Consider the following 24288-nt stretch of genomic DNA (forward strand, 5'->3'; position numbering starts at 1 on the left):
GTCAAAGCGGGCCGGCCCTGTGCGGGTCTCGCGGCGAGGTTCCGCGCAGCCCTAAGGCACCGTGCCCGCGCGATGATTTGGGTTGCCCCATTTTTGCCTTCAAGAGGCTGGCAGCACTTTTTTTGACCGAGTGCTAACAGCCTGAAAAGGCAGCACAAACGCAACCTTTCGGCTTGCCAAGGCGTTGGAAACGCGCTGCCATCGGCGCAGAGAAACCAGGGAGCTGAAAGGAATGGCTTCGACCGACTTCGCCCGCCAGATCGCGGGCTATGGACTGACCACCGCGGGGATTCTCTACCGCCTGCCCGACCACCCTTCGATCCTGCAGGAATATATCTGGCAGGACTACGACCTCGCCCCGCGCTTCCCCGAGCTCAACAAGTTCCTCGCCTTCTGGCAGGCCAAGCTCGACGGCAAGCTGTTCCGCATCACCGTGGCTCACAAGGACCTGATCGGCCCCGCCGACCTCAGTGCGGTCAGCGGCGAATTCCGGCTCCAGTAATGTCGATGTTTCGGTGGGCTTGATCCGGAGAAAAGGCTTACCAACATCATTGCAGCCGCCGACAGCGCAAGGTGCTCGACGCGGCGCTCAACCAAACCGGATCCATGTTGCTTCCAGGAGGATATGGCTATGGCAATGTTGGCAATCGCTCCCAACCAAGGGAGGGCTGCATGATGACATCCGACGATTTCGAGAGGCCGGTCGTGATCCTAACCGGGCTCGGGCACCCGGCGGCGATCGGCTCTGCAATGGAGGCCTACATGTTCCTGGCCGACTGGCCGGCGAGCAGGCGCGATGCGGTCCACGGCTTCGCGCTGAAGGCCTGCCTGGCGGCGATCCGTGGCGAGATCGAGCCGGATACGGCGCGCGGCTTGTTCGCGTCATGGGCGGAAAAGCACGATCTTCTCGCGCCCGACATCGCCGCATTCGCCGGCAGCCGGAGGGAAGGCTCGCGCGGCCGCGCCTGACCAGGAGCCCGGCATCGGCCAACCGGAGCTTGATCCTCTCGCCCGTCAGAGACGCGGACATTGGGAGCTTGCCTGAAAGCTGACGCTCCCAATGAGAGGTCTGATTTCCGGTGCCGACCCAAGTCGCGCGCTGAGGATGTCCGCTTAGAGACCGCTGTCGACTGTAAGCTTCGCCGGCGATCTGCCGGGCGTCAGTCGTCCGGTACGGACAGTCCCGCGAGAAGCGGAGCGTAGGCGGCGAGCCTGCGGGATACGAATTCGGTGAAGAGCCGCACACGCTTCGTCTTGCGTGTCTCCCCCTGCGTGAGAAGCCAGAGCGTCCCATGCATGGGCAGGTCGGTGCCCGGCACTCTCACCAAGAGAGGGTCGGCATCTCCGACGAAGCACGGCAGTTTCGTCATCCCGATCCCTTTCTGCACGGCGGCGATCTGCGTCTCGGCGTCCGGGCTCCTGAACGGCACTTCCGTGGCGTGAACCTCTCCCGCGCGGGCCCAAGCCGGGAGTCCCTGACTGTCTATGACGATCCACCGGATCGGATCAGGCGCGCCCGCACGCCGCGCGGCCAGCCGTTTACGAGAGATGTAGACGCCGCTGAACAGCTCCGGTCCCATCAGGCCGTGCAGATTGAGCGGCAGGGTCTTGCGGTCGGTGACGATGCGGACCGCGACGTCGGCCTCTCGGTTGGTCAGATTCGCCACCTCGCCGGTCGACGAGATTTCCATCTCGATGTCCGGATGGAGATGCGCGAAGTCGGCGAGATCCGGCATGAGCAGATGTGTGGCGAGGAACGGCGGAAGTGTCACCCGCAACAGCCCGCGCGCGCTCTGGTCGCGACCGAAGACGCGCGTCTCCAACTGGTGCGACGACGCTTCCATCTGTTCCGCGAGCTCGAGGACCTCCTCGCCCGCCGCCGTCAGGCGGTAGCCCGAAGGCAGCTTTTCGAACATCTGCGCCCCGAGGCGTTCCTCGAGCTGAGCGATGCGTCGCAGCACGGTCGAGTGATTCACCCGGAGATGCTTGGCGGCAGCCCGCACCGAGCCTCCGCGGGCGGCGGCAAGAAAGTAGCGAACGTCATCCCAGTCGATCATGGTGCAATCCGGCACCGCGTGGTGCCCCTTCCAAAGCTCGGATTCAACATATCGACCCGCATCTCGATTGTTGGCGGTCGGGCGGACATCATAGCCCATGCCGACAGGCGCGTGCCAATTCCGAACGGCGGGCGCCGATCGTCGCGGTTGGCGTCAGTCGCCCGACCGGATGAATTTCGCACCACCGATCTGCGCGCTTCCGCACTCAACGCCCGACCCCGGCAGACCCATCTCGAGGCTCTCGGGGAACTTCCCCGATCAGTCAAAGATGGAGCCTGAAGGAAAAGTCATGGGAAAGCTTGAGGGTAAGGTTGCAGTCATCACGGGTGGATCGAGCGGCATGGCGCTGGCGAGCGCCAAGCGGTTCGTCGAAGAAGGCGCCTATGTCTTCATCACCGGCCGGAGGCAGGAGGCGCTCGATGAGGCCGTCGGGCTGATCGGCCGAAATGTGACCGGCGTGCGCGGCGACGCGGCCAATCTCGACGACCTCGACCGCCTGTTCGATACGGTCAAGCGGGAAAAGGGCAGGATCGACGTCCTGTATGCGAGCGCCGGCACGGGCGAAGCCGTCCCGCTGGGCGAGATTACCGAGCAGCATTTCGACGCGACCTTCGGCCTGAATGCGCGCGGCACGCTGTTCACGGTGCAAAAGGCGCTGCCGCTGTTCAATGATGGCGGATCGATCTTCATGACCGGGTCGGTTGCTTCGTTGAAAGGCTTCCCCGGCTACAGCGTCTACGCCGCGAGCAAGGCGACATTGCACGCGTTCGCACGCGGGTGGCTCAACGAGCTGAAGGGCAGGAATATCCGGGTGAACGTGCTGCACCCCGGGCCGATCGCCACACCGATGCAGAGCCAGGTCCTCACCGAGGAGGCGAAGCAGATGTTCGAGTCCCTGATCCCGCGGGGAACGATGGGTCGTCCCGAGGAAATCGCGGCGGTCGCGCTGTTTCTGGCGTCAGACGATTCGAGCTTCGTGAATGGGCTGGAATTGTCCGTCGACGGCGGCTTCTCGGCCATCTGAATTCGCGCTCGATCGCGGGAAGCGGCCGAGCGGCGGCAACCAGCGCGTCCGTGGTGGAACGACTTCCGTGCTGACGGCCGGCCCGGCCGCGCGGAAGTCGTTCACAGCCGGACGCCTACGCGCGGGTCGCCACACTGCGGAATGAAGACCCAGCGCCGTTGAAGGCCGGGGAAACAATACCAACAAGGATCGGAGACGTATCATGAGCTATGCGATTGTAGGATTCGGCAGGATAGGCCAGGCCCTCGCCCACGCCTTCGCCCGTAAAAACATCGATGTGACCGTCGCGAGCCGCCGGCCGCCCGAGGCGTTGGAGCCGCAGGCTCGGGCGATCGGTCCCATGGTCGTCGCCAAGTCGCTGCGGGAAGCACTCAAGGCCGACACGATCATCTTGGGGGTCCCGTTCGGGGAGCACCGTGAGGTTGCGAAGGCCCTGCCGAGCTGGGAAGGCAAGACGATCATCGACGCGACGAACGCGTTTCCGGTCCCTGAAGAGTTGGATGGTCTGCCGTCCTCCGCCTTTGTCGCGAAGGCGTTCACCGGCGCCAAACTCGTCAAGGGGTTCAATCACCTGGGTGCCGCCACCCTGGCGACCGACCCGGTCGTCGCGGGCGGCCACCGCGTCGTCTTTCTGTCTGGTGACGACGAGGACGCGACCGCTCGCGTGGCGGCCTTGGCCAAGCAACTCGGCTTCGCACCCGTCAAGTTGGGAAAGCTCGACGAGGGCGGCGCGCTGGTGCACGCACGCGGCCGCATTTGGGGGCCGCTGATCTTCCAGGACCTGTTCAAGAAAGAGCCGTAATGGATTGTCTACTGGCAGATCCGGGAAGCCATGGGGATGGATCCTGCGGTGAAATCCGCTGACCAGAAACCTGCGCGGCTCTCAGTTCGCCTTCGGTTGAACGCCGATATTGCGCTCGCCGACTTATTGCCGGAGAGCCACTGTCATTGTTCTGTAGCCGGGGACGGCGACCGTCTGGACAGGAAGCCTGCTTATGGTGTGATTGCTTGAGGCGGGGGATGGAAGAGCGGCGATCCGATGCGACGAATGCAAATTCCAACATCACGCTCAGGACCATGCTCGGTTGGCTGAGATGAGGGACTTGCGCATACCCACGGTCGAGGCCCGCCGTCATCGTGTCGTCGGTTCGAGCTGGCGGGTTGTGGGGATGCGTGCCCTTCTGGCCGCGTTCGTGCTCGCCGTCCTGGCCGGGCCGCTTTTCGCGCAGGCGCCCGAGGGACGCCGGATCGCGCTCGTGATCGGCGTGTCGGATTATGGCGGGCAGGGTAACCTCACCAATCCGGAACGGGATGCGCGCGCTACAGCCGAAACGCTCGAACGGCTCGGCTACGACGTCCGCACGCTTATCAACCCGCGCGCAGCGGCGGTGGATGCCGCGATCGACGGGCTCGATTCCGCAACGCCGATCCAGTCGCTGCTGTTCTTCTTCTCCGGCCATGGCCGGAGGGTCGGCGGCGTTTCCCTTCTCGCGCTGGGCGAGCGGGATCCGCAGACGCACCGGCAGAAGACGCTCGATCTGGCCGAGCTGAGCACTCGCTTCCAGCGGCTGAAGGCAGGCTCGACGATCTTCGTCCTTGATGCCTGCCGCACCGAAACGGAGTTGAAGGACGCTGCCGGCGAGGCTGGGCTCGCGCCGCCGCCGCGTGCGACCGGGACCTTTTTCGCCTATGCTTCGGCTCCCGGAGGCGAGGCTTTCGACAGGGGCGGCGGGCGCGGGCTCAGCCCCTTCACCTTCGCCTTCATCGATGAACTGCTGATTCCGGGCCAGGATATCGGCGTGATCATGCGCAAGGTGCGCGAGCGCGTTTCGCGCGCCACCGGCGAGCGGCAGGTTCCGTGGAGTGAGGACGCGCTCACCGGGCCGCTCGTCATCAATGCCGCGCCGGCGGCGCCACAGCTCTTCGACCTCTACGGAAAGGCGCTGAAGGGCGACGCCTCGGCCGCGCGCGAACTCGGCTTGGCCTATCTGCGCGGTCAGGGCGTGGCCATGGATGTCGAGCGCGGCGCGGCACTCCTTCGCAGCGCGGCCGAGGGCAAGGACATCGCCGCGATGCTGGCGCTTGGCGCCTTCGAGGCTTCGCGCGATCAGAACGCATTGATGCCGGGCGGCCGCGCCCGGGAGTGGTACGGGAAGGCGGCGCAGGCCGGCAGCGCCGAAGGCATGTTCCTGCTGGCGGAGCAGGATGCGAAGCGCCTGCCGGAAGGCCGCAAGCCGACGGAGGAGACAATAGCGCTCTATCGCCGCGCCATGCAGGCGGGACACCGCGATGCGACAGCCCGTTATCTCAGCCTGAACCTGCGCTTTCGCTTCGACCGGGCCCTGGACAGGGACGCCACGATCGCGGCTTTGCGCGAGAACGCCGCAGCCGAGAACCTTGCCTCCATGGTGGAACTCGGCCGTCTCTACGCGACACCCGACCGGGCTGAGACGGACTATCGCGAGGCCGATTTCTGGCTGGAGCGCGCCGCCATGCGCGGTTCCGCCGAGGCGCTGCTCGAACAGGCCAAGCTGTTCGGCCTCGGGCGCGGTCGGCTGGCCGATCCGGTGCGGGCGCATGCGCTGACGAAGCAGGCGGCGGAGCGCGGCGATGGCCTGGCGATGCTCATGCTCGGCCGGCAATACCAGCAAGGGCAGGGCGTCGCTCCCGACCCGGCCGAAGCCGTGTCCTGGTTCCGCAAGGCTGTGGCGGCGGGAACGGCCGAGGCCTTCGCCGATCTCGGCCATGCCTTCGAAGCCGGGCTCGGCACCGATCAGAATCCCGCCGAGGCCGTGGCGCAATACCGACGCGGGGCTGCGTTGAACGATGCCGTCAGCACACGCTACCTCGCCGTGATGTATGAGCAGGGCCTTGGCGTGCGCCGCAACATGGATCGGGCGATCGCTTACTACATGCGCGCGGCGGAGCTGGGGGACGGTCGGGCCCAGGCTTCGCTCGCGGTGCTCGTCAACAACGGCATGCTGACGAGCACGCCCGACCCGACGCTGGGCGCGGCCGCCCTCGAAAAAGTGGTCGGGCGGACCCGCGACGCGTCCTATACCTTCCGGCTGGCCCAGATGACCGAGAAGGGCGTGGGCCGCCCCGCCGATCCGGCCAGGGCCGCCGAGCTCTACAAGCAGGCTGCCGATCTCGGCAGCGTGGCGGCGCTTTCTGAGCTCGCGAGCCTCTACAGGCTGGGCCGCGGCGTGCCGAGGGATCCCGTGCAGGCCCAGGAGCTCTGGCAGAGGGCCGCGAGCGCGGGCGATCAGCCGGCCTACTACAATCTGGCGGTCCTCTATGGGGAGCGTAGCACCAACCCGGAGGATCAGGCGGAAGCCGGGCGTTGGGCGCGGCGCGGCGCCGAAGCAGGCGGCAGCGAGGCGATGACCTTGCATGCCCGCAACCTCTATTTCGGCGAGCACGGGCAGACTCGCGACACGGACGGCGCATTCGGCTGGCTGGAGCGCGCCTTGGCTGAGGGCAATGGCTGGGCGGCCGGCACGCTCCTGGCGATCATCACCGACGGCAAGATCGGCGCGCCCCAGCCTGATCGGGACCGGGCGCTGCTGCTGCTGGTGCAAGCGGCCAACCGCCAGGGCAATACGGTCGCGGCCGAGGCGCTGCGCATGGTCTGGCGCGAACGCGAGGGCGTCGACATGCAGACGGCGACCGAACAGACGCTGGTCCAGCGACTCGACGGACCGCAGCGGGGCATGGCCGCGCTTCTGCTCGGCCTCGGCTATCGTGAAGGCCGCTTCGGCGGACGGCCCGACGGCCCGAAGGCGGCCGGGTACTTCGACATGGCGATCGCAGCCGGCGAGGTCGAAGCCTATCGCCATCTCGGCGATCTCCACGCCGACCGGATGCTGCCGGATGCTTCGCCGCGGGAGGCTTTCCGCAACTACCAGACCGGCGCCGAGCACGGCGAGCCGGGCGCCATGAATAATCTCGGCGTGGCTTACCGCCACGGTCTCGGCGTCACCCGGAATTTCGAGCTGGCTTTCGAGAACTTCAAGGCTGCTGCCGAGCGTGGCCATGTCCCTGCCATGCACAATCTGGCCGTCGCCTATCAGCGCGGGTTCGGCGTCTCGCCGTCACCCGAGCAGGCGGAGCTCTGGTACGAGCGGGCGATCGCGAAGGGGGATCTCGGCTCCCGGCTCGGGCTCGTCACGGTGCTGCTCAACACCGAGAAGGAGGAGGATCGCGACTATGCGCGCGCCCTCTTCAACCTTGCGGAGCTCGGACGCCATGGCGTGCCGGCAGCGGCGACCTCCCTTAGCGAGATCGTCCGCAACGGGACGCTGCCGCGCGGCGTGCGCGAGCGGGCCGTGAAGATCCTGTCGCAGCTTCAGGAGACCCATCCCCGGGGCGGGGCGCCTGAGGCGCTGAAGGCGCTCGCCGCCGCGGGGATCGTCGCGCGCTCCGGCGAAAGCTACGAGCTGGCACAGCCGAAATCGACCCGGCGATGACCGCGACCGGAGCCGCCGGCGCGCATCCTATGGCGCCGCGGCCTTGGAGGTCGCGGGCTTGCCGACGCTTCCAACCAGCTTGATCGCTGCGAGCAGCGCCGTATCCGTGCCCGATGGCGCCGCCGAAACCGCGCCGGCCACCTCGCTCTCGGTTTGGGCATCGAGTCTCGACCCGCTGCCGGAGCGCGGCGTGAGCAATCCGCTCTCCTCGTCGAGCACGAGATCGGGAGCGACGCCCGCACCGTCCAGCGCGGCGCCGGTCGCGCGATAGACGCGCGCCGTCGTGACGATGAGGGCGCCTTGCCCCTCCGGCAGCGGCAGTACGGTCTGGATCGTGCCCGCTCCGGCGGTCTTCTGCCCGACCACGAGCGCGCGGCCATGGTCCTGCAGCGCGCCGGCGACGATCTCGGCGCCTGCGCCGGTCCGACTGTCGACGATCATCACGATAGGCAGCCCGGAAACGACGTCGCCTTGCCGGGAGACGAGCCTGCGCGCATTGGCCGGGGTGCGGCCGCGCAGATTCGCTATCTCGGTTCCAGCCGGCAGCATCATGCCGCCGAGCTGCTCTGCTGCGTCGAGCAGGCCGCCGGCATTGCCGCGCATGTCGAGCACCAGCCCTTCGAGCGGCCCCCCGGCGCGTGAAGCCGCCGCGTCGAGCGCGGATTGCAGGTTTGTTCGCGTATTGCCGTCAAAGGCGCTGATCTTGATCACTGCGACACGGCCCTCGAGAGTCCAGCGCAACGAAGGCGGGGCCTGCACCGGCCCGCGCACCGGGCGGAGCGTGAGCGGCGCGGGTGCGCCGGGCCGTTCGACCTTGAGCACAGGGCTGGTGCCGAGCGCTCCGCGCAGCAGCGCCACCGCCTCCGGCAGGGGCAGTCCCGTCGTCGGGCGGCCGTCGATGCCGACCAGCACATCGCCGGCCTGAAGTCCCGCGCGCTCGCCGGGGCCACCGGGCAATGGGCGGACCACCGTGAGCGCTCCGCCTTTCACCGTCAGCTCCAGACCGACCGAGGCCGGCGGCGGCTGCATCTCGGCCGGCAGCACGAGCCGGCTGTGCGGATCGAGACCCGCCATCATGCCCCGCAGGGCGGCCGCGAGCGCTGCGTCGCGCTCGCGGCCGGCGCGAAACCGCATGATTTCGGCGATCAAGAGATCCGCTTGCGGCTTGAAGCCAATGGCGGTCGCCTCGGCCTGCATGGCCGCGTCGAGCGAGCGCCTTCGGGAAGAGCCGGGCTCCCCGGCCACGCTTCCGAGCCCGCGCAGCCCATGCATGAACAGGCTGCGGGGTTCGACCACGTCGACATAGTGCTCCGTCACCTGTGCAGCTGCCAGGGTGATCGTGGTTTCAACCTGCTCGCGCGGTGCGGCAGCGGCCGGCAGCATTGCTCCCATGGCTGTGGTCCAGAATGTCAGGAGCGCCAGCAATCTCATCGCATCTCACCCATGGGTATCAAGGCGGGCGCGACTGCTGCGGCGCTCGCCGCTGCAAGCGATAGCAGATTCGGGGCAGGAATCAGCCCGGGGTGCTCGCCCGGGCCGTCCCGGCGGAGAGCCGCGGAGGGCAGGGCGAGATACCGGTCATACGCCGACTGTCACCGATCATGGCGTGCTCGGTTGGAGCGTCTGCGCACTGCGGGCGAAAAAAGGCGCGTTGATCGGTCTGCGCGTCATCTTGCGCATTCCCGATGCGATCGGGCGTGAGGTCTCGACGGAATTCTCAGCAGCCGATCACTTTGAACTCGACCCGGCGGTCGAGCGCGTCGCTGGCATCGTCCTTGCCGGTTCCGACGAGGTTCTCCTTGTAGCCGCGGCCCGTCGCGATCATGCGGCCGCGATTGTCGGGCGCGCCGGTCAGGAGCAGGTCCATGACGAATTGCGCCCGCAGGGTCGAAAGCCGCTCGTTCACCTGGGGCAGGCCGGTATGCGAGGTATGGCCGACGATCTCCAGGCAGGCGCCCTTCTGGCGGGAGCGCGTCGCGATCTGGCTCAGCCACATCGGATAGGGATCGGTGATCTGGCGGTCATCGACGAATTGCGTCGTGCCGGGCTTAAACAGCAGCTTCACCATCAGCCGATCGGTGGCGAGGCCGTAATCGATCAGGTCGCCGAAGGCATCGACCATGTCCTCGCGCCGGGCGAGCTTGCTGGCGGCGAGATAGGTGCCGATCCTGACGCGGTGCTGCTCACCGCCCGGCAGCTTGCGCGCCGCCCGGTAGAAGGCCAGTGCCTCGCGGAAATGCTGGGTCTCATAGGCGAGGATGCCGTCATTGATCAGCGCATTGGCGGTCAGCTTCTCGACATAAGCGGGATCGATCGGATCCCCCAGCTTCGTGCCTTGGCAGACCTTGATATAGGAATCCGTCGCTTGATCCTTCGCCCAGAGCGGCGAGTCCTGAAAATAAAGCGTCGGCGTCGTGTCGACGCCTTCCGGGCGGGCACGCGAGACGCCCTTGGAGACGATGCTGTTGGATTTGAGATCGGCCAGCGTCAGGCAGATCCGGTAGGCGTCGCGCGGTCCGTCCGCCACGCCCTGGTTGTTGACGGCGGTGAAGGTGCCGACCAGCACAACCGGCTTGCTCGCCAGGGCCTCGCTGTCGAAGGGCAGGACGGTGAAGCGCGGATAGTTCGCCTTGACCATCTCCATCAGGGTCGCCTGCATCGAGCGCGTCGCGGCCGATTGCGCGCCGGAGGCCGCGTCGATCAGCGGGTCGATGACGAGGTTGACCTTGTCTCCGGAGACGGTCGCCTTGCCGAACAGATCGTCCGCCGCCTTTCGGAGCGCATCGGCAAAGGGAACGGGCGTCGGAGGCGGTGGGGGCTGGGCGATGGCCGCGGGTGCGCCTGCCAGCAGGGCCAGGCCGATCATGGCGATCTTGAAGCGGACCAGGCCTGTCATGCCTCACCTTTCCAGCTTCGGCCGGGCGTTTCGCCGCGACCACCCCGCATCAGCGGCATTGCCGCAATTGTTCGCGTGCCGCGGGCGTGAGATCGCCGAGCTGAGCACGCATCAGAAGTTCGGCGCACTCGCCGGAGGCTCGCCCTCTCGGCGGGGCCTCCGCCGGGCGCGCGGGCACGCCCGGCATGGCGACGGGTTGCGTCGAGCGGTTCTGCGGCAGCGCCCCGGGCGTGCCGAGCCTGGCCGCCATGGCTTGCTCGACGGCCCGACGCTCTTCGGCAAGGCGCTGCTTTTCCGTCTCGATCGCCGCGAGCTCGGCTTCCCGGCGGGCGAGCTCGTCGGCGAGGCGCGCGCGTTCCGCTTTGTCCTGGGCGCGCGGCGGGGGCGGGGCAGGGGCAATCGCGGCAGGCGCGGAACCCGGAGCCGGCGAGGGCGCGGGAACGCCGACCGCGTCGCCGCTATCCTTGCGGGCGAGATCGTCGGCAGCCTGCCGCCGGCCCTGTTCCGCCTTTTCCAGACGCTCGAGCAAGGCGCGTTCGCGCTCGGCGAATTCGCGTACGAGCTGGTCGCGCTCGCTCGAGGTCGTGGAGCGGCGCTCGAGCAGGTCGAGCCGCGTGCGCGCATCGATGACAAAGAAGCTCTGCGGATAACGCTGGATGAAGGCCTGCAGCGCGGTGGGATCGTCGCTGGCGCGGATGCGGCGCCAGACATCGGCATCCGTTTCCTCGCGATTGAGGTAGAAGTCGCCCAGCAGGGAGAGCGAGAGTTCCGGCGTCTGGCGACCGGCCGTCGTATCGTAGACGCTCTTCTGCACGCGGCGGAACAGTGCCGCGACTTCGAGGCCAGGCTGGTCGATCTCGCGCACCAGGGCGGCGGTGAAGGGGCTGTTGCGGCCGGCGCCGTCGGCGGCGACGTCGTTCGCCTGCGTGGCATAGGCGATGACCATGCCTTGCGCACGCTGGACCGGGGCGAGGCCGGAGCCGACAGAGAAGCCGCGCGTCGCCTGACGCTTGGCGAGCAAGCCGACGAAGGGGTTGTTGCGGCAGGCGTCGAGCACCATGATCTTGACGCCCTTGGCATAGTTCAGGGCGGTGACGACGTCGTTGAGCCGCGTCGTCTCGTACTGGACGCCGACCTCGTCCTCGATCTTCGCCTCGACCGGAACGAGATAGTTCTCGCCGTTGAACTGGAAGCCGTGGCCGGCGAAATAGAACATCGCGGCATCGGCATCCTGAGCCAGCCGGGCGAAGCGCGTCAGGGCCGCGTCCATGCCGCGCTTGTCGAGATCGATGCCGTCGACCACCTCGAAGCCGACCTTGCGCAGGGCGACCGCCATGTCGCGCGCGTCGTTCATGGTGTTCGGCAGCACGGGTGCGTTGCGATAGGCGGAATTGCCGATGACGAGCGCCACGCGGCGCTCGGGCGGCGTCTCGGCCAGGGCAAGGCCGGACAGCAGCAGGAGGATCAGGCCGCAGAGTCTGGCGACGAGGATCATGAGGCTTCCCTAGAGGCTGCCGGCAACCTCTACGTCATGCTAATGCATGATCCCGGCCTTCTCCAGAACAAAGCATAGTCATTGACAAGAGGGGACGGTGTTTTGCTTGAAGGCTCCAGGCTCCGCTGCTAGCCTTCCGTCCATCTTCTCGCGGAAGGAAGACGCTGATGCTCCGCCTTGCGCCGGCGCTTCTGCTGTTGGGTCTGGCTGTGGCGATGCCGCTGGCCGGAGCATCGGCGCAGGAACGCGCCCGGCAGCGCAGCCCGGCCCCTGCCACCGCGCGTCTTTCCTTCATCGGTCTCGCCGACAAGGCGCAGGTTCCCGCCAAGCTCACGGTGCGGTTCGCGATCACCGGCATGGAGGTCGTGCCCGCCGGCCAAGTCGCGCGCAATGGCGGGCATCACCACCTGCTGATCGATACCGAATTGCCGCCGCTCGACCAGCCGATCCCCAGCGACTTCAACCATATCCATTTCGGCGGCGGCCAGACCGAGGCCGAGATCGCGCTGACGCCGGGCAAGCACACGCTGCAGCTGCTCTTCGCCGACCACAACCATGTGCCGCATGACCCGCCCATCATGTCCGAGCGCATCACGGTCGAGGTTCCGGCGGCGGCGCCTGAGAAGCCGCGCTCGGCTGCCGCGCCCGGCGCGCGTGTCTTCTTCATCGACCTGCAGGACGGCGCGACGATCCCGAGCCACGCCAGGATCCGCTTTGGGGCGGAAGGCATCACGGTGACGCCGGCCGGGACCGCCAGCCCAAATGGCGGCCACCACCATCTCCTCGTCGATACCGAATTGCCGGCGCTCGACCGCGAGATCCCCAGCGATTTCAACCATCTGCATTTCGGGCGCGGGCAGACCGAGGCCGAGCTCTCGCTGCCGCCCGGCGAACACACGCTGCAATTGCTGATGGGCGATCACGAGCATGTGCCGCACGATCCTCCCGTGATGTCGGCGCGCATCCGGGTCCGCGTCGTCGCCGATGGGCAACCCGTTGTTGCTGCGCAGCCGGCGCCGCATGGCGCTGCCCGCACGCCATCGCCCAACGATGCGGCTGTCTATTTCGTTTATCCGCGGGATGGCGACCGGATCTATCCGACATCGACCATCCGCTTCGGCCTGCGCAATATGGGCGTGGCGCCGGCTGGCGTCGCCAAGCCGAATACCGGCCATCACCATCTGCTGGTCGACGTCGGGCCGCCTTCCTTCGATGCACCGATTCCGGCCGATCTCAACCATATCCATCTCGGCGGCGGCCAGACCGAGTACAAGCTGACCCTGCCGAACGGGCGGCACACGTTGCAGCTCCTGCTCGCCGACGAGAACCATGTGCCGCATGATCCACCGGTGATTTCGGAGCGCATCACGGTGATCGTGGCACCGGGCGGGCCGAACGCGAGGAGGCGCCGGTGATGTCGCGAGCCCGCATCGCAGCCGCCGGCCTTTTCGCGCTGGCAGCGTGGCAGGGCCTTCCCGCGGAAGCCGTCGCGCAGACGCCCGCGCGCCAACCCGCGCCGCCGGGCGCGCAGGTCTATTTCCACTATCCGATCGATGGCCTGAGCGTGCCCGAGCGCTTCACTGTGCGCATCGGCCTGCGCGGCATGGGCGTCGCGCCGGCCGGCGTCAACCATGCGCGGACCGGGCATCACCACCTGCTGATCGACACCGAGCCCGGACCGCCGGACCAGCCGATCCCGTCCGACTACAACCATATCCATCTGGGCAACGGCCAGACCGAGGTGGTGGTGACCCTGCCCAAGGGCCGGCACACGCTGCAATTGCTGCTCGGCGACTACACCCATGCGCCGCATGATCCGCCCGTGATGTCGCCGAAGATCACGATCAATGTCCGCTAGCTGAGGGGCTTTCGTCTGAAGATGGCCTGGTTACGCGTCCTGATCGCCGTCGTGCTGCTGCCGATGCTGGCCGCTTCCGGGCTTGCCCAGCAGCCGAGCGAGGTCGCGCGTGTCGCACTCGTCATCGCCAACGAAGCCTATCCGGAGGCGCCGATGGCGGGCGCCGCCCAGCGGGGTCGCGCCGTCGCGCAGGTGTTGAGCGCCGGCGGCTTCGATGTCGTCTCGGTCGAGAATGCCGATCGCAATGCGTTGCGGCAGGCGATCGCCGGCTTTGCGAGCAAGCTCAGGCGCGGTGCGCAGGCCGTGGTGTTCTATAGCGGTCATGCCGTTCAGGAGCGGAACCGCAATTTCTTGCTGTCGGTGCAGAATGGCGCTGAGGGCGCGGTCGATCTCGACGAGATCGTCGATCCGCTGATCGTCGCCCGGCCGGCGAGCGCGCTGATCTTCCTCGATGCCGGCCGCGACAATCCCTGGCAAGGCAAGGCCAAGGGGCTCCTGCCGCTCGAACCGATGGATGGCATCGCGGTGCTGTTCCCGACGGCACCGGGCAAGGCATTGCCGGGCGGTCCCGACCGCGCCGTCGCGGCCTGGCTCAAGGCGATCCGGACGCCGGGGCTGGAGATGGCGCAGGCGGTGAAGCAGGTGCGGGACACGGTTTCGCGCGAAACCCGGCGCAGCCAGCAGGTCTGGCTCTCGGCGGAACCGCCGAAGGGGCTCGTCGTCACGCCGGTCTTTCAGCCGGTCGCCGTGGCGCTCGGCAGCCGCGCCGTCATCCCGCCGCCGCAGACGCCGGGCGTAACCCAGGATGCGGCCTATGATCTCGCCTTCTGGGAATCGATCCGCAACAGCCGGAACGCGGCGGAGTACCGCGCCTATCTCGATGCCTTTCCGAACGGGCGCTTCGCTTCGCTGGCCCGGGCCCGCGAGCAGGAATATCGCGCCGGCCCGGTTGCACCTGCTGCCACAGCCGTTGCAATCGCCACCCCGCCGGCATCGCCCCAGCCAGCAGGCGCGCCGCAGCGCGACTGCACAGGCTGCCCGGAGCTGGTCGCGATCCCAGCCGGCAGCTTCCAGATGGGCTCGAATGATCTCTACGAATTCGAGAAGCCGGTGCATCCAGTGACCGTCCGCGGCTTCTATCTCGGCGCCCGCGAGGTGACCTTCGAGGAGTGGGATCTCTGCGTCGACCAGGGCGGCTGCAATTACCGGCCGGATGATCGCGGGCTCGGCCGCGGCAAGCGGCCGGTCACCGACATCCACTGGAACGATGCCAATGCCTATCTCACCTGGCTCTCGGCCCGGACCGGCAAGCCCTATCGCCTGCCGACCGAAAGCGAGTGGGAATATGCGGCGCGCGCCGGCACGACGACGACCTACCCTTGGGGCCAGACGCTGGTGAAGGAGCGGGCGAACTGCCTCGGCTGCAACGACCAAAAGCGCGGCAGCGCCATTCCGGCCGGCCAATTCCCGGCCAATGCGTTCGGCCTCTACGACATGGCCGGCAATGCAGCCGAATGGGTCGCCGATTGCTGGAGCGAGAATTATCGCAGCGCGCCCCGTGACGGCAGCGCCTATACGGTCGCGAATTGCCGCGAGCGCGTGCTGCGTGGCGGCTCGTTCAACAACGATCCGCGCTATCTGCGCTCGGCCGCGCGCTTCAAATACGAGCCCGATGTGCGCTTCTACACCAACGGCTTCCGCGTCGCGCGCGACCGATAGGCCTGTCCGTTCCACCTCGAATTGCAAGAGCGTCGTGTTCGCGCGGTCATCGACTCCTACGCTCGCATGCGCAGCGGCCTCTTAATCGGCGGCGAGCCTGACCTGCGGACTGAAGACGTTCGTCTTCACCAGCCATCCTTGACGTCGCAGTTCGCGTCTTGCCATCGCGGATGCGTCTGCCGATATCCAGATTTCCTTCCTGATCCGAGAATTGCTGCTGCTCGCCAGTGCGGTACCGAGCTGCGAGAGCTGAGCCGCGTTTTCCGATGTCCAGGCAAGGTCGTCGGCTGTGAACAGAGCCACTCTCCTGTTCGCGCCGACCGAAATGACCGGAATGCGTTCGACGATTTCCACGCCACTGATACCGTCGTTGCCAAAGGGACGTGCCGAGAGATAGGCGAGCGTCTGCAGCGCCGTGAAGGCGTCCACTCTTGTTTCGCTCGACGCGACGAAGGAGGCGAGCGCTTCGAGGCCCGGTGCGCCCGACATGCCGCTCAGGAAACCCACCGTCCGTGTCTTTTCGGTCGGCGTGAGTTTGTCGCTCAGCAGCAATCGTTTGATCGTGTCCTCCGGGATGTTCAGCTTTTCCAAGCGCTCGCGGTTGACCGCCGCCGTTTCATCCGGCGGCATGTCGAGCGTTCGAGACGTGAGTGAATCGAGCGTTCCGAGGCCCGAAAAGACGGTACCCGCTCCGCCGGGAACGAAGCCAAGTGCACGGTTGACGCCGAAGGATCCAGCGGCCGAGTAGGATGCGACCTTGTTGAGCTCGCGCGAGAGCGGGATGAAATGAGTGTAGGGATCGACGCGTAATGCCTCGGCCAGACGTCGCTTCTCTTTCGGTCTGTCGACGAACTTCTCAAGCAAGTTCTCGTTCTCGCGCTCCGGCCGTCGCTTCTCCGGCTTGCCGAACGTGGTGACGAATTCGCCAGCGTCGGACAGGGTACGCCGCACCGAGCCTACTCGCCGGGAAACGTTGCTGTATGTTCCTTGCGCGCCGCCGATCGGGTCCCTCACCGTATTGACGACACCTCGGATCGGGCTGAGGACGGCTTTGCCGGCACCGTGCACGAATTCCCCTGACAAAGACTGTTTCTTGAGCGCGTCCAGGGCGACGAGCTCCTGGAGGTGATTGCGTGCGAGATCGTCGCCGGTCACCGGGTAGGTGCCGAACTCCGTGGCAAAGACGTAGGTGTTGTATCGTCCGTCGCTTCTGGCGTTGCTTTCTACGGTGTAACCGGGGCCTGTCTGGAGCGTTCCCAGAACAGCGGTTGCAGGCTTGGCTCGCGGTTGTTCGTGCTGGCCCGTCGTCCTGCCGGATGGAAGCGCAGCGGCCGCCGATGTCACCGGGGCATAGTCGAAGACCTGTCCGGGAGCGTTGCTCTGGGCACAGCCTGCGAGAAGCGTGAGCAGCGCGACCGATCCGACGCTGCCAATCCTGGCACGGGCCGCGACCGCGGATAGGCCAGCGCAATGGAAGCCGCTCGCGAGCTGCGCTGCTTGGGCCGTTTGAAGGAGGCCGCCGGGGCAACTCTTTGCATTGCGCGACCGGCGCACTGAACGTTGGAAAAGTATCGGCGGGACAGTCATTCGACCTCGCAATAAGACACATTTATGCATCTGCACGAGTTCTTGACCAGATAAGACGCAATAACGCATCTTATCTGCCGATCGCGAATGCTTCGTGCCGCCCCGTCGCTTTCGATGGTTCCATGATTCGCAAGGGTTCGCGTCAATAAAATGGCAGGACGTATGGACGATGCGGGCCCCTAGCCGGCGCTGTTCGGCGCCCCTCGGGTAGAAGCCGGAGCGCTGCGATTGCCAGCACGACGAACCCGTGCAACGCCGAATTTCGATATCGCGCGCAGCCAAGAAGGCTACCGCCCGTCAGATCCGGTTAGATTATTTGGTGCCATTTGGTTCTATTTTGCTCATTTAAGTATTATTCAGAAATTTATATCGATAATTTGATCATCTATGTATATGTTACTTAACGATTCGTGCGGATAAATGTATTTGTAATGTCAAAATCGAGAATCTGGGTTTGTATGAGACATTGATATTTATGTTGCCTCGGTGATCGCGGGTGCCCTCGGTTATGCCTGCGACTCTACCCCGATACGGATCCACAAAACGCAACCGGTTGCGCGTTTGAGCGGTTCGAAGATCTCCACTCTCGTCTCCATACCATTCCGGGATCGCTGCGTGTTTTCACGCCGCGCGTGCTGCGTCCACGCTCGCGCAATTGCGCCAAGACCTCCCGGACATCCCGACCCCACCAGGATTATTCCGAGAGCGGCGTGCCGTAACGGCATGCTGCCGCGTTTCTAGAGGCAGCTGTCCACTCGCGAAAGCGGTTTGCGACGGCCAGGAGGGCTTGCACTCGATCGAGGCCTGGCATGCAAGAACCCATTCTCAAACGGCCCGCCGTCCTGTTGGGATCGGCGTCCTCGGGAGGAACGATCGCGGCCGTGCGCCACCTCGCCGGCTACGGCATCGGCGCCAATGTCATCGTCGATCACCGCTTCTGCCCGGCCGGATGGTCGCGCCATGTCGGGCGCCGCTATGTGGGGCCGGTCGAAAGCGACAGCATGCGCTATCTCGACCGGCTGCTTGCGATCGGAAAGTCCGACCCCGGTCAGGTGCTGCTGCCGACCTCCGACGAGCTGGTCTGGCTTTACAGTTCAAACGCGCCGCTCCTCGCGCGCTATTTTCGGCTGTACCAGCCGCCGATCGAGACGATCAGGCGCATCCTCGACAAGGCGCTGCTCGAGCAGGCCGCAACGAGCGCCGGCGTTGCTGTCCTGCCGAGCTGGGACCCGCAGAACCTGGATGAGCTGGCCGAATGGGCGCCGCACCTTCCCTATCCGGTCCTGATCAAGCCGCGGACCCATGTCCATCGCCTGCGCAACGACAAGGGCGTCGTCGTGCATTCGGCGGAAGAGCTCATCGCGGAATATCCACGCTTCCTCGCCCGCGAGCGGTATCGCTTCGACGAAACGCCGCGGGAGCCCGGCTCGGTGCGGCCGGTGATCCAGAAATTCGTCGAGATCGGGCGCGAAGGCGTGGTTTCCATCTCCGGCTTCATCGGGCGGAGCGCGGATGTGTTCGTGACCCGGCGCTCGACCAAGATCCTCCAGCGGTCACGGCCGGTGGGGGTCGGCGTGTGCTACGAGTCGCGCCCGGCCGACCCCGCATTGTCGCAGGCTGTCCATCGCCTGTGCCGCGAGCTCGACTATTTCGGACTGTTCGAGGTCGAGTTCATCCTGCACGACGGCGCCTGGGCGATCATCGATTTCAATCCGCGCCTGTTCAACCAGATCGGCCTCGATCTGCGCCGCGGGCTACCTCTGCCGCTGCTGGCCTATTTGGACGCGCTCGGCGAAGCCGAAGCCCTTCGAAGCCTCGCGGCCGAGGCGCAAGATGAGAACCCGGCCGAGAAGGTCGTCTTCTGCGACAACTTCACCCTTCATGCGATCCTTCTGGCGCAGACGCTCTGCATGCGGGCGCGCCTCGGGGATCTCGCGCATTGGCGCAGCTGGGCGCGGCAGAACCGCGCGCATATGGTCCATTTCGCCTCCGATCCCAGCGACCCCATGCCGGGCATCGTGCATGTTCTGTCCGAGCTCTATCTCGGATTTCGGGCGGCGCCGCGGTTCGTGCGGACCATGCTTCCGTCTTCTCCCCTGGTCGCGCGCGGACTGTGACGATGAGCAAGCAACTCGTGGCGATCATCGGCGGCGGACCTTACGGGCTCTCGCTTGCGAGCCATCTCGCGGCCCGCAATGTCCCGCACCGGATCTTCGGCCAACCCATGGCCTTCTGGAGCCAGATCGCCCGCGCCGGATCCCGGCGCTACCTCAAGTCCTATTGCTTCGGGACGAACATCTCGTCGCCGCACCCGGGCTCGACCTTCGCCGATTACAACGAGCCGCGAGGCCTGGAGACGTTCGAGCCCTGCTCCATCGCGAATTTCGCCGAATACGGCCTTTGGTTCCAGGAGCGGCATGTCGATTGGATCGAGCCCGTCGATGTCGCGAATGTCTCCCGGCGGGGACAGGGTTACCTCCTGACGCTCAGCAATGGTGACGCGGTCGAGGCATCGGATGTCATCGTCGCCACGGGGCTGGCGAACTTCGCAAAGATGCCGCACGCCTTGCGAGCGCTGCCCGGCGCCCTCGCCACGCACACCGCCAGGGTCGACAGCTTCGCTGCTTTCCAGGGCCTCGAGGTCGCCGTTCTCGGCTCCGGCCAGTCCTCCCTCGAAGCGGCCGCGCTGCTCCACGAAGCCGGTGCGTCGCCGCGCTTGCTGATCCGCAAGCCGTCCACTCTTTGGATGACCCGCGGGAGCCGCACGCCGACGCTCTGGCAGCGGATCCGCTGGCCGGTCTCGGCGCTGGGCGGCAGTCCGAAAGCATGGGCCCTGACGCAGTTGCCCGGCGCGTTCCATCGGCTGCCGGCCTGCGGGCGCGCGCTCTTCCTCAGGAATTTCCTGCCGCCCGAGGGGGCATGGTGGCTGCGCGAGCGGGTCGAGGCGCTCGTGCCGGTCGAATACGATACCAGCGTGGTTGCGGGGCAGGCGATCGGCAATCGCGTGTCGCTGTGCTTGCGGGGCGCGGACAAGCAGGATCGCGAATTGCTCGTCGACCGGGTGATCGCTGGCACCGGCTACGAGGTGAATGTCGAGCGCATCCCGTTTCTGGCGCCCGAATTGCGCAGCGCCATTGCCCGGCAAGGCTGCGCGCCACGGCTCGATGCATCCTTCCAGTCTTCCGTCCGGGGGCTGCGCTTCGCCGGTCCGGCATCGTCGATGAGCTTCGGCCCGGTGTTCCGCTTCGTCGCCGGGGCCGAGTACACCGCGCGCACGATCGCGGCGGCCTTGTCCCGAACGGCCATGGCCCGCACATGAACGCCGCGGGCCTGCCGCTCATCGTCCTGCCGGGCGCGAGCGGCCACGCGCCGGATTGCTCACCATTCTGCGCCGGGCCGTCGGACCGGGATCGCGTCATTGCGCTGCGCTATCCAAACTGGCGGAATTCCGTCGATGCCGGCCTCACCGGAGAGGCCCTGGTCGATGCTTTCGCGGCGGAGATCATGGATCGCATCCCGCAGATGCCGGTCGTTCTGCTCGGCGTCTCGATCGGCGGCCATTTCGCCTATGCGACCGCGCTCCGTCTCGAGAGCCTTGGGCGCACCGTCGCGGGTTTGTGCATCATCGATTCCGGGAGCATCACGGCGGCACGATCGGCGCAGTGGAAGGCGCGCCTCGCCTCCCACGCGGCCGATCTTCTGCGGCGCGGGCGCCCGGGCGCACTGGTGCTTCACGCCCGGCATCTCGCCTGGCGCGGCCTGTTTCGCCTCGCCGGAGATGGATTGCCCGTGCTCGCGCGAGAGCACGCCGCGCCGCTTCATCGGATCGGCACGATCGATCCGGCATTCGCGGAAGAGCTGAGCATGCGGCTCCGGATCCGCATGACCGCGGCATGGATGCGCAACCTCGACGACCGCACCACGTCTCTGCACGCGCCGGCGGCTCTGCTGCGAACTGCAGCGACGGCGGCGAATGACGGTCTTTGGCGCAAGCGTTGCCCCGAGCTTCGCATCATCGATCTTCCCGGCAACCATGAGACGCTGTTCGAGGCCGAGAACGCCGCCGCGTTGCGCGCCGCCTTTCTCGCGGCGACCGCGGAGTGGAACGACGCCGGTCCTGTATTTCATTGATGCGTCGAAGCTGGGGTATCGTAGTCATTTATAGAAATATTGGCGTGGATTGCTCTATAATACCAAAAGTATACTTATAATTTACGAGATTATGAGTCCCCTTAGGTCGATATAGGCGCGATTCTTGAGAATTATATGCGATATAGCGTGGATATAGTTTCGTTATCGTATCCGATGGACGCGCGGCGACCTATGCTGCCCGGTCCGCGAATCTTCGCGCCGCAGCCGCGAGCAAGCCCGCTCCCAGCAAGGCCGAAGCGATCGAGGCCGCAAAGACCGCGATCTTGGCTGCGGCGAAGTCGCCCGGATCGGCAAAGGCCTGGCCGGCGATGAAGAGCGACATGGTGAAGCCGATGCCGGCGAGCGCGCTCGCTCCGGCGAGCTGGAGCCAGGAATATTCGGCGGGCTTGAGCGCGACGCCGAGGCGGACGGCGAGGGCGGCGGCTCCGAGCATGCCGAGCGGCTTGCCGAGGACCAGCCCAGCCGCGATCGCGAGCACCAGCATCCCGCGTCCCTCGAGGACGTCCGGCGCGATGACGACGCCGGCATTGGCCAGGGCGAAGAGCGGCAGGACGAGATAGCTCGACCGGGCGCCGGCGTGGCGCAGCAGCCGGTCGGCCGGCGATTCCAGACGGTCATGGATCGCGTCGAGCGCGCGCAGGGCGGGGGTCGATGGGCCGTGCCGCAGCACCTCGCCGCCATGGGCCGCTTCGCCCAGCATGATCGAGTTGGCCTGCGCCGTGAGGGCGGCGAGATTGGCCGGCGGCCGGGTCGGGATGAACAGCGCCAGCACGACGCCGGCGAGCGTCGCGTGCAGCCCTCCGGCATGGACGCAAGCCCAGAGCGCGAGGCCGATCAGCGCATAGGGCGCGACGCGATAGACATGCGCGCGGTTGAGGGCGGCAAGCCCGCCGGTTAGGACGAGTGCGGCGATCAGGTAGCCGAGCTGGAGCTTGCCCGAATAGAACAGCGCGACCACGACGATCGCCCCGATGTCGTCGACGATGGCGGCGGCGGTGAGGAAGATGCGCAGCTCGATCGGCACTCGCGAGCCCATCATGACGATGATGGCGATGGCGAAGGCAGTGTCGGTCGCCATCGGCACGCCCCAGCCATGGGACCAGGGCCCGCCTGGCAGGACGAGGATGTACAGCAATGCCGGGACGACCATGCCGCCGATCGCGCCGGCGATGGGGAGTGCGGCGGAACGCCGTCCGGCGAGGTGGCCGACGGTGAACTCGCGCTTGATCTCCAGGCCGACGACCAGGAAGAAGATCGTGAGCAGGCCGTCATTCACCCAGTGCTGGAGCGACATGCCGAAGCGGGCATCGCCGAAAGAGAGCGCCGCCTCGCGATGCCAGAAGGCCTCGAAGCCCGGCCCCAGCGGTGAGTTCGTCAGAGCGATGGCGAGGACGGTTGCGAGCAGCAGCAGGATGCCGGCCGAAGGGCCCCAGCTCGCGAAATCGAGCGCGGCGGTGCGGAAGCGATGGCCGAGCGTCCCCAGCATCGCATCGAGGAAGGAACTCTCGTCCCAGGGGCCGTCATAGCGGCGCTCGTTGATGAAGAATGTCGGGGTGAAGCGCACGCCGCTGGCATGGGAGCTTTCGATGTCGGATTCGACGCGGGCGGCGGCCTGCTGCGCCTCCTGCGCGGCTTGATCGGGAGTCTGCTCGGCGAGGCCGAGATCGCGGGCGACTGCCTCGAGATCGTCCTCGGTCAGCACCTGCGAGCGCGTCATCAGCTTGACGTGCGCGTCCCAGAACTGCTCGGCGGTCCGGGCGCGTTCGACGAGCTCGGCGGCGCGCAGCGCGATGTCGCTGCCGGTCAGCGGCCGGTGACGGAAGACATAGCGCACGCGTTCGCCGAGCTGGTCGCGGATTTCGGCGATGCGCTCATTGGCGGCCCGGCAATGGGGGCAGGCGTAGCTGCCATATTCGACGAGCGTGATCTGCGCGCGGCCGGGGCCGAGGACGTGATCGGCTGCGTCGTCGACCGGGCGGTCCAGACGGTTGGCAATCGCGGCCTGCGACATTCCTGTGATTCCCTGTTTCCCGGCGGAACGCTCGACGAGACACCAGCATCGGCTGTCCGAGGCAAGCGCTTCCCGGCCATGGTAGCCGCAGCATCCGGCCCACGTCAGCACCGGGTGTCGCAGATGCGCGATGCCGGCCGGATCGAGCCGATGTGCGCTGTGGAGAGAATGTGGACACCCGCTGGCTGCGCCGGGGCGATTTACACTCCGTTAACCATTCCCTCGATACACCGAAGCAACCGAAAATTTACCAAGATGACCGACGTGTTAACTCAACCCCGGCCTATCCGCCTCAAGGGGCGGTCCTATCTCGCGCTGACGCTGACCCCGGAGCAGCCCTTCGAGGACTGGCTGGCGCGGCTTGACGATCTGGCCTCGCGCTCCGCCGGCTTCTTCCTGCGGCGCCCCGTGGTGCTCGACGTTTCCGGCCTGGAGATCGACCGCGCTGAGTTGCGGGAGCTCGTCGGCAAGCTCGGCTCACGCCAGGTGCGGATCATGGGGATCGAGGGCGCGTCCCCGTCGCTACTCGGCTCGGATCTGCCGCCGGCGATGGCGGATGGGCGCCCGACCTCGGATTTCGAGGCCCCGGTCGCAGCCGAGAGCCCCAAGGCCGATGCCGTCGCCAGCAGCGAGCCGGTTGCGCCGCAGCTGCCGAAAGCCGTGCCGTCCATCATCGTCACGCAGCCGGTGCGCTCGGGGCAGTCGCTGGTCTTCCTGGAAGGCGACGTGACCGTCATCGGCTCGGTCGCATCGGGAGCGGAGATCGTCGCGGGCGGCTCGGTCCATGTCTACGGCACCCTGCGCGGACGGGCGATGGCCGGCACGATGGGCAACGGCGCGGCACGCATCTTCTGCCGCAAGCTCGAGGCGGAGCTGATCGCCATCGACGGCTACTACAAGACGGCGGAGGACATGGAGCCCGGGCTCCGCGGCAAATCCGTCCAGATCTGGCTCGAGAACGAAGCGTTCAAGGTCGAAGCGCTCGCCTGAGCCGCAGGCATCAACATTCAAAGGAGCGGT

The 24288-nt window shown here is 66.7% G+C and carries 18 protein-coding genes; 12 read left to right on the forward strand and 6 right to left on the reverse strand.

The window, feature by feature from the left end:
* Positions 1 to 232 precede the first annotated feature (232 nt).
* Together IED13_RS14805 and IED13_RS14810 are read left to right on the forward strand one after the other, a co-directional pair.
* Positions 233 to 502, forward strand: coding sequence for an usg protein (locus IED13_RS14805; protein ID WP_092156555.1), 270 nt, complete (start codon positions 233 to 235; stop codon positions 500 to 502).
* 173 nt (positions 503 to 675) lie between these two features.
* On the forward strand, positions 676 to 969 hold the full coding sequence (locus IED13_RS14810; protein WP_191124673.1) for a DUF982 domain-containing protein: 294 nt from the start codon (positions 676 to 678) through the stop codon (positions 967 to 969).
* 191 nt (positions 970 to 1160) lie between these two features.
* On the opposite strand, the gene IED13_RS14815 is transcribed toward IED13_RS14810, so the two are convergent.
* The gene (locus IED13_RS14815) at positions 1161 to 2057 is read right to left on the reverse strand and encodes a LysR family transcriptional regulator (RefSeq protein WP_191124624.1); all 897 of its coding nucleotides are present in this window, start codon (positions 2055 to 2057) and stop codon (positions 1161 to 1163) included.
* 289 nt (positions 2058 to 2346) lie between these two features.
* Between IED13_RS14815 and IED13_RS14820 the strand changes: the two genes are divergently transcribed.
* From IED13_RS14820 to IED13_RS14830, 3 genes are all read left to right on the forward strand, one after another.
* A complete protein-coding gene (locus IED13_RS14820) occupies positions 2347 to 3081 on the forward strand; it encodes an SDR family NAD(P)-dependent oxidoreductase (protein ID WP_038363466.1) in 735 nt (244 codons plus the stop codon).
* Positions 3082 to 3283: 202 nt separating this feature from the next.
* Positions 3284 to 3883, forward strand: a complete 600-nt coding sequence (locus IED13_RS14825; RefSeq protein ID WP_191124625.1) for an NADPH-dependent F420 reductase — start codon at positions 3284 to 3286, stop codon at positions 3881 to 3883.
* 367 nt (positions 3884 to 4250) lie between these two features.
* Complete coding sequence (locus IED13_RS14830) at positions 4251 to 7550, forward strand: caspase family protein (protein ID WP_191124626.1); 3300 nt, start codon at positions 4251 to 4253, stop codon at positions 7548 to 7550.
* A 27-nt stretch (positions 7551 to 7577) separates the two neighbouring features.
* Here the strand turns inward: IED13_RS14830 and IED13_RS14835 are convergent, their stop codons facing one another.
* The 3 genes from IED13_RS14835 to IED13_RS14845 all read right to left on the reverse strand — a co-directional run bounded on the left by IED13_RS14835 (position 7578) and on the right by IED13_RS14845 (position 11941).
* The gene (locus IED13_RS14835) at positions 7578 to 8942 is read right to left on the reverse strand and encodes a S41 family peptidase (protein ID WP_191124627.1); all 1365 of its coding nucleotides are present in this window, start codon (positions 8940 to 8942) and stop codon (positions 7578 to 7580) included.
* Positions 8943 to 9267: 325 nt separating this feature from the next.
* Entirely contained in the window at positions 9268 to 10446 is a 1179-nt protein-coding gene (locus IED13_RS14840) for an OmpA family protein (RefSeq protein ID WP_248312594.1), read from the reverse strand.
* A gap of 49 nt (positions 10447 to 10495) precedes the next feature.
* The gene (locus tag IED13_RS14845; protein WP_191124628.1) at positions 10496 to 11941 is read right to left on the reverse strand and encodes a caspase family protein; all 1446 of its coding nucleotides are present in this window, start codon (positions 11939 to 11941) and stop codon (positions 10496 to 10498) included.
* A 167-nt stretch (positions 11942 to 12108) separates the two neighbouring features.
* Between IED13_RS14845 and IED13_RS28840 the strand changes: the two genes are divergently transcribed.
* The 3 genes from IED13_RS28840 to IED13_RS14870 are packed head-to-tail and all read left to right on the forward strand — an operon-like array spanning position 12109 to position 15518.
* On the forward strand, positions 12109 to 13356 hold the full coding sequence (locus IED13_RS28840) for a DUF4399 domain-containing protein (RefSeq protein ID WP_248312595.1): 1248 nt from the start codon (positions 12109 to 12111) through the stop codon (positions 13354 to 13356).
* Positions 13356 to 13799: a DUF4399 domain-containing protein gene (locus tag IED13_RS14865; RefSeq protein WP_191124629.1), complete on the forward strand. Its 444-nt coding sequence runs from the start codon at positions 13356 to 13358 to the stop codon at positions 13797 to 13799. The genes IED13_RS28840 and IED13_RS14865 overlap by 1 nt, the downstream gene beginning before the upstream one ends.
* Positions 13800 to 13820: 21 nt before the next feature.
* Positions 13821 to 15518: an SUMF1/EgtB/PvdO family nonheme iron enzyme gene (locus tag IED13_RS14870; protein ID WP_191124630.1), complete on the forward strand. Its 1698-nt coding sequence runs from the start codon at positions 13821 to 13823 to the stop codon at positions 15516 to 15518.
* Between the two features lie 81 nt (positions 15519 to 15599).
* On the opposite strand, the gene IED13_RS14875 is transcribed toward IED13_RS14870, so the two are convergent.
* Positions 15600 to 17105, reverse strand: a complete 1506-nt coding sequence (locus IED13_RS14875) for a hypothetical protein (protein WP_191124631.1) — start codon at positions 17103 to 17105, stop codon at positions 15600 to 15602.
* A gap of 809 nt (positions 17106 to 17914) precedes the next feature.
* Between IED13_RS14875 and IED13_RS14880 the strand changes: the two genes are divergently transcribed.
* Genes IED13_RS14880 through IED13_RS14890 form a run of 3 tightly spaced genes read left to right on the forward strand, consistent with a single transcriptional unit; the run spans position 17915 to position 21236 of the window.
* Complete coding sequence (locus IED13_RS14880; RefSeq protein ID WP_191124632.1) at positions 17915 to 19222, forward strand: ATP-grasp domain-containing protein; 1308 nt, start codon at positions 17915 to 17917, stop codon at positions 19220 to 19222.
* Positions 19223 to 19224: 2 nt separating this feature from the next.
* Positions 19225 to 20424, forward strand: a complete 1200-nt coding sequence (locus tag IED13_RS14885) for an NAD(P)-binding domain-containing protein (protein ID WP_191124633.1) — start codon at positions 19225 to 19227, stop codon at positions 20422 to 20424.
* Positions 20421 to 21236: an alpha/beta hydrolase gene (locus IED13_RS14890; RefSeq protein ID WP_191124634.1), complete on the forward strand. Its 816-nt coding sequence runs from the start codon at positions 20421 to 20423 to the stop codon at positions 21234 to 21236. Before IED13_RS14885 ends, IED13_RS14890 begins: the two co-directional genes overlap by 4 nt.
* Before the next feature lie 190 nt (positions 21237 to 21426).
* Here the strand turns inward: IED13_RS14890 and nhaA are convergent, their stop codons facing one another.
* Positions 21427 to 23268 (reverse strand): Na+/H+ antiporter NhaA, encoded by a 1842-nt coding sequence (nhaA, locus tag IED13_RS14895; protein ID WP_191124635.1) that lies wholly within the window; start codon positions 23266 to 23268, stop codon positions 21427 to 21429.
* 255 nt (positions 23269 to 23523) lie between these two features.
* Between nhaA and minC the strand changes: the two genes are divergently transcribed.
* Positions 23524 to 24258, forward strand: a complete 735-nt coding sequence (gene minC, locus IED13_RS14900; protein WP_038363485.1) for a septum site-determining protein MinC — start codon at positions 23524 to 23526, stop codon at positions 24256 to 24258.
* Positions 24259 to 24288 lie beyond the last annotated feature (30 nt).

The organism is Allobosea spartocytisi (assembly GCF_014764685.1).
In the GTDB taxonomy this organism is placed as follows: Bacteria; Pseudomonadota; Alphaproteobacteria; order Rhizobiales; family Beijerinckiaceae; genus Allobosea; species Allobosea spartocytisi.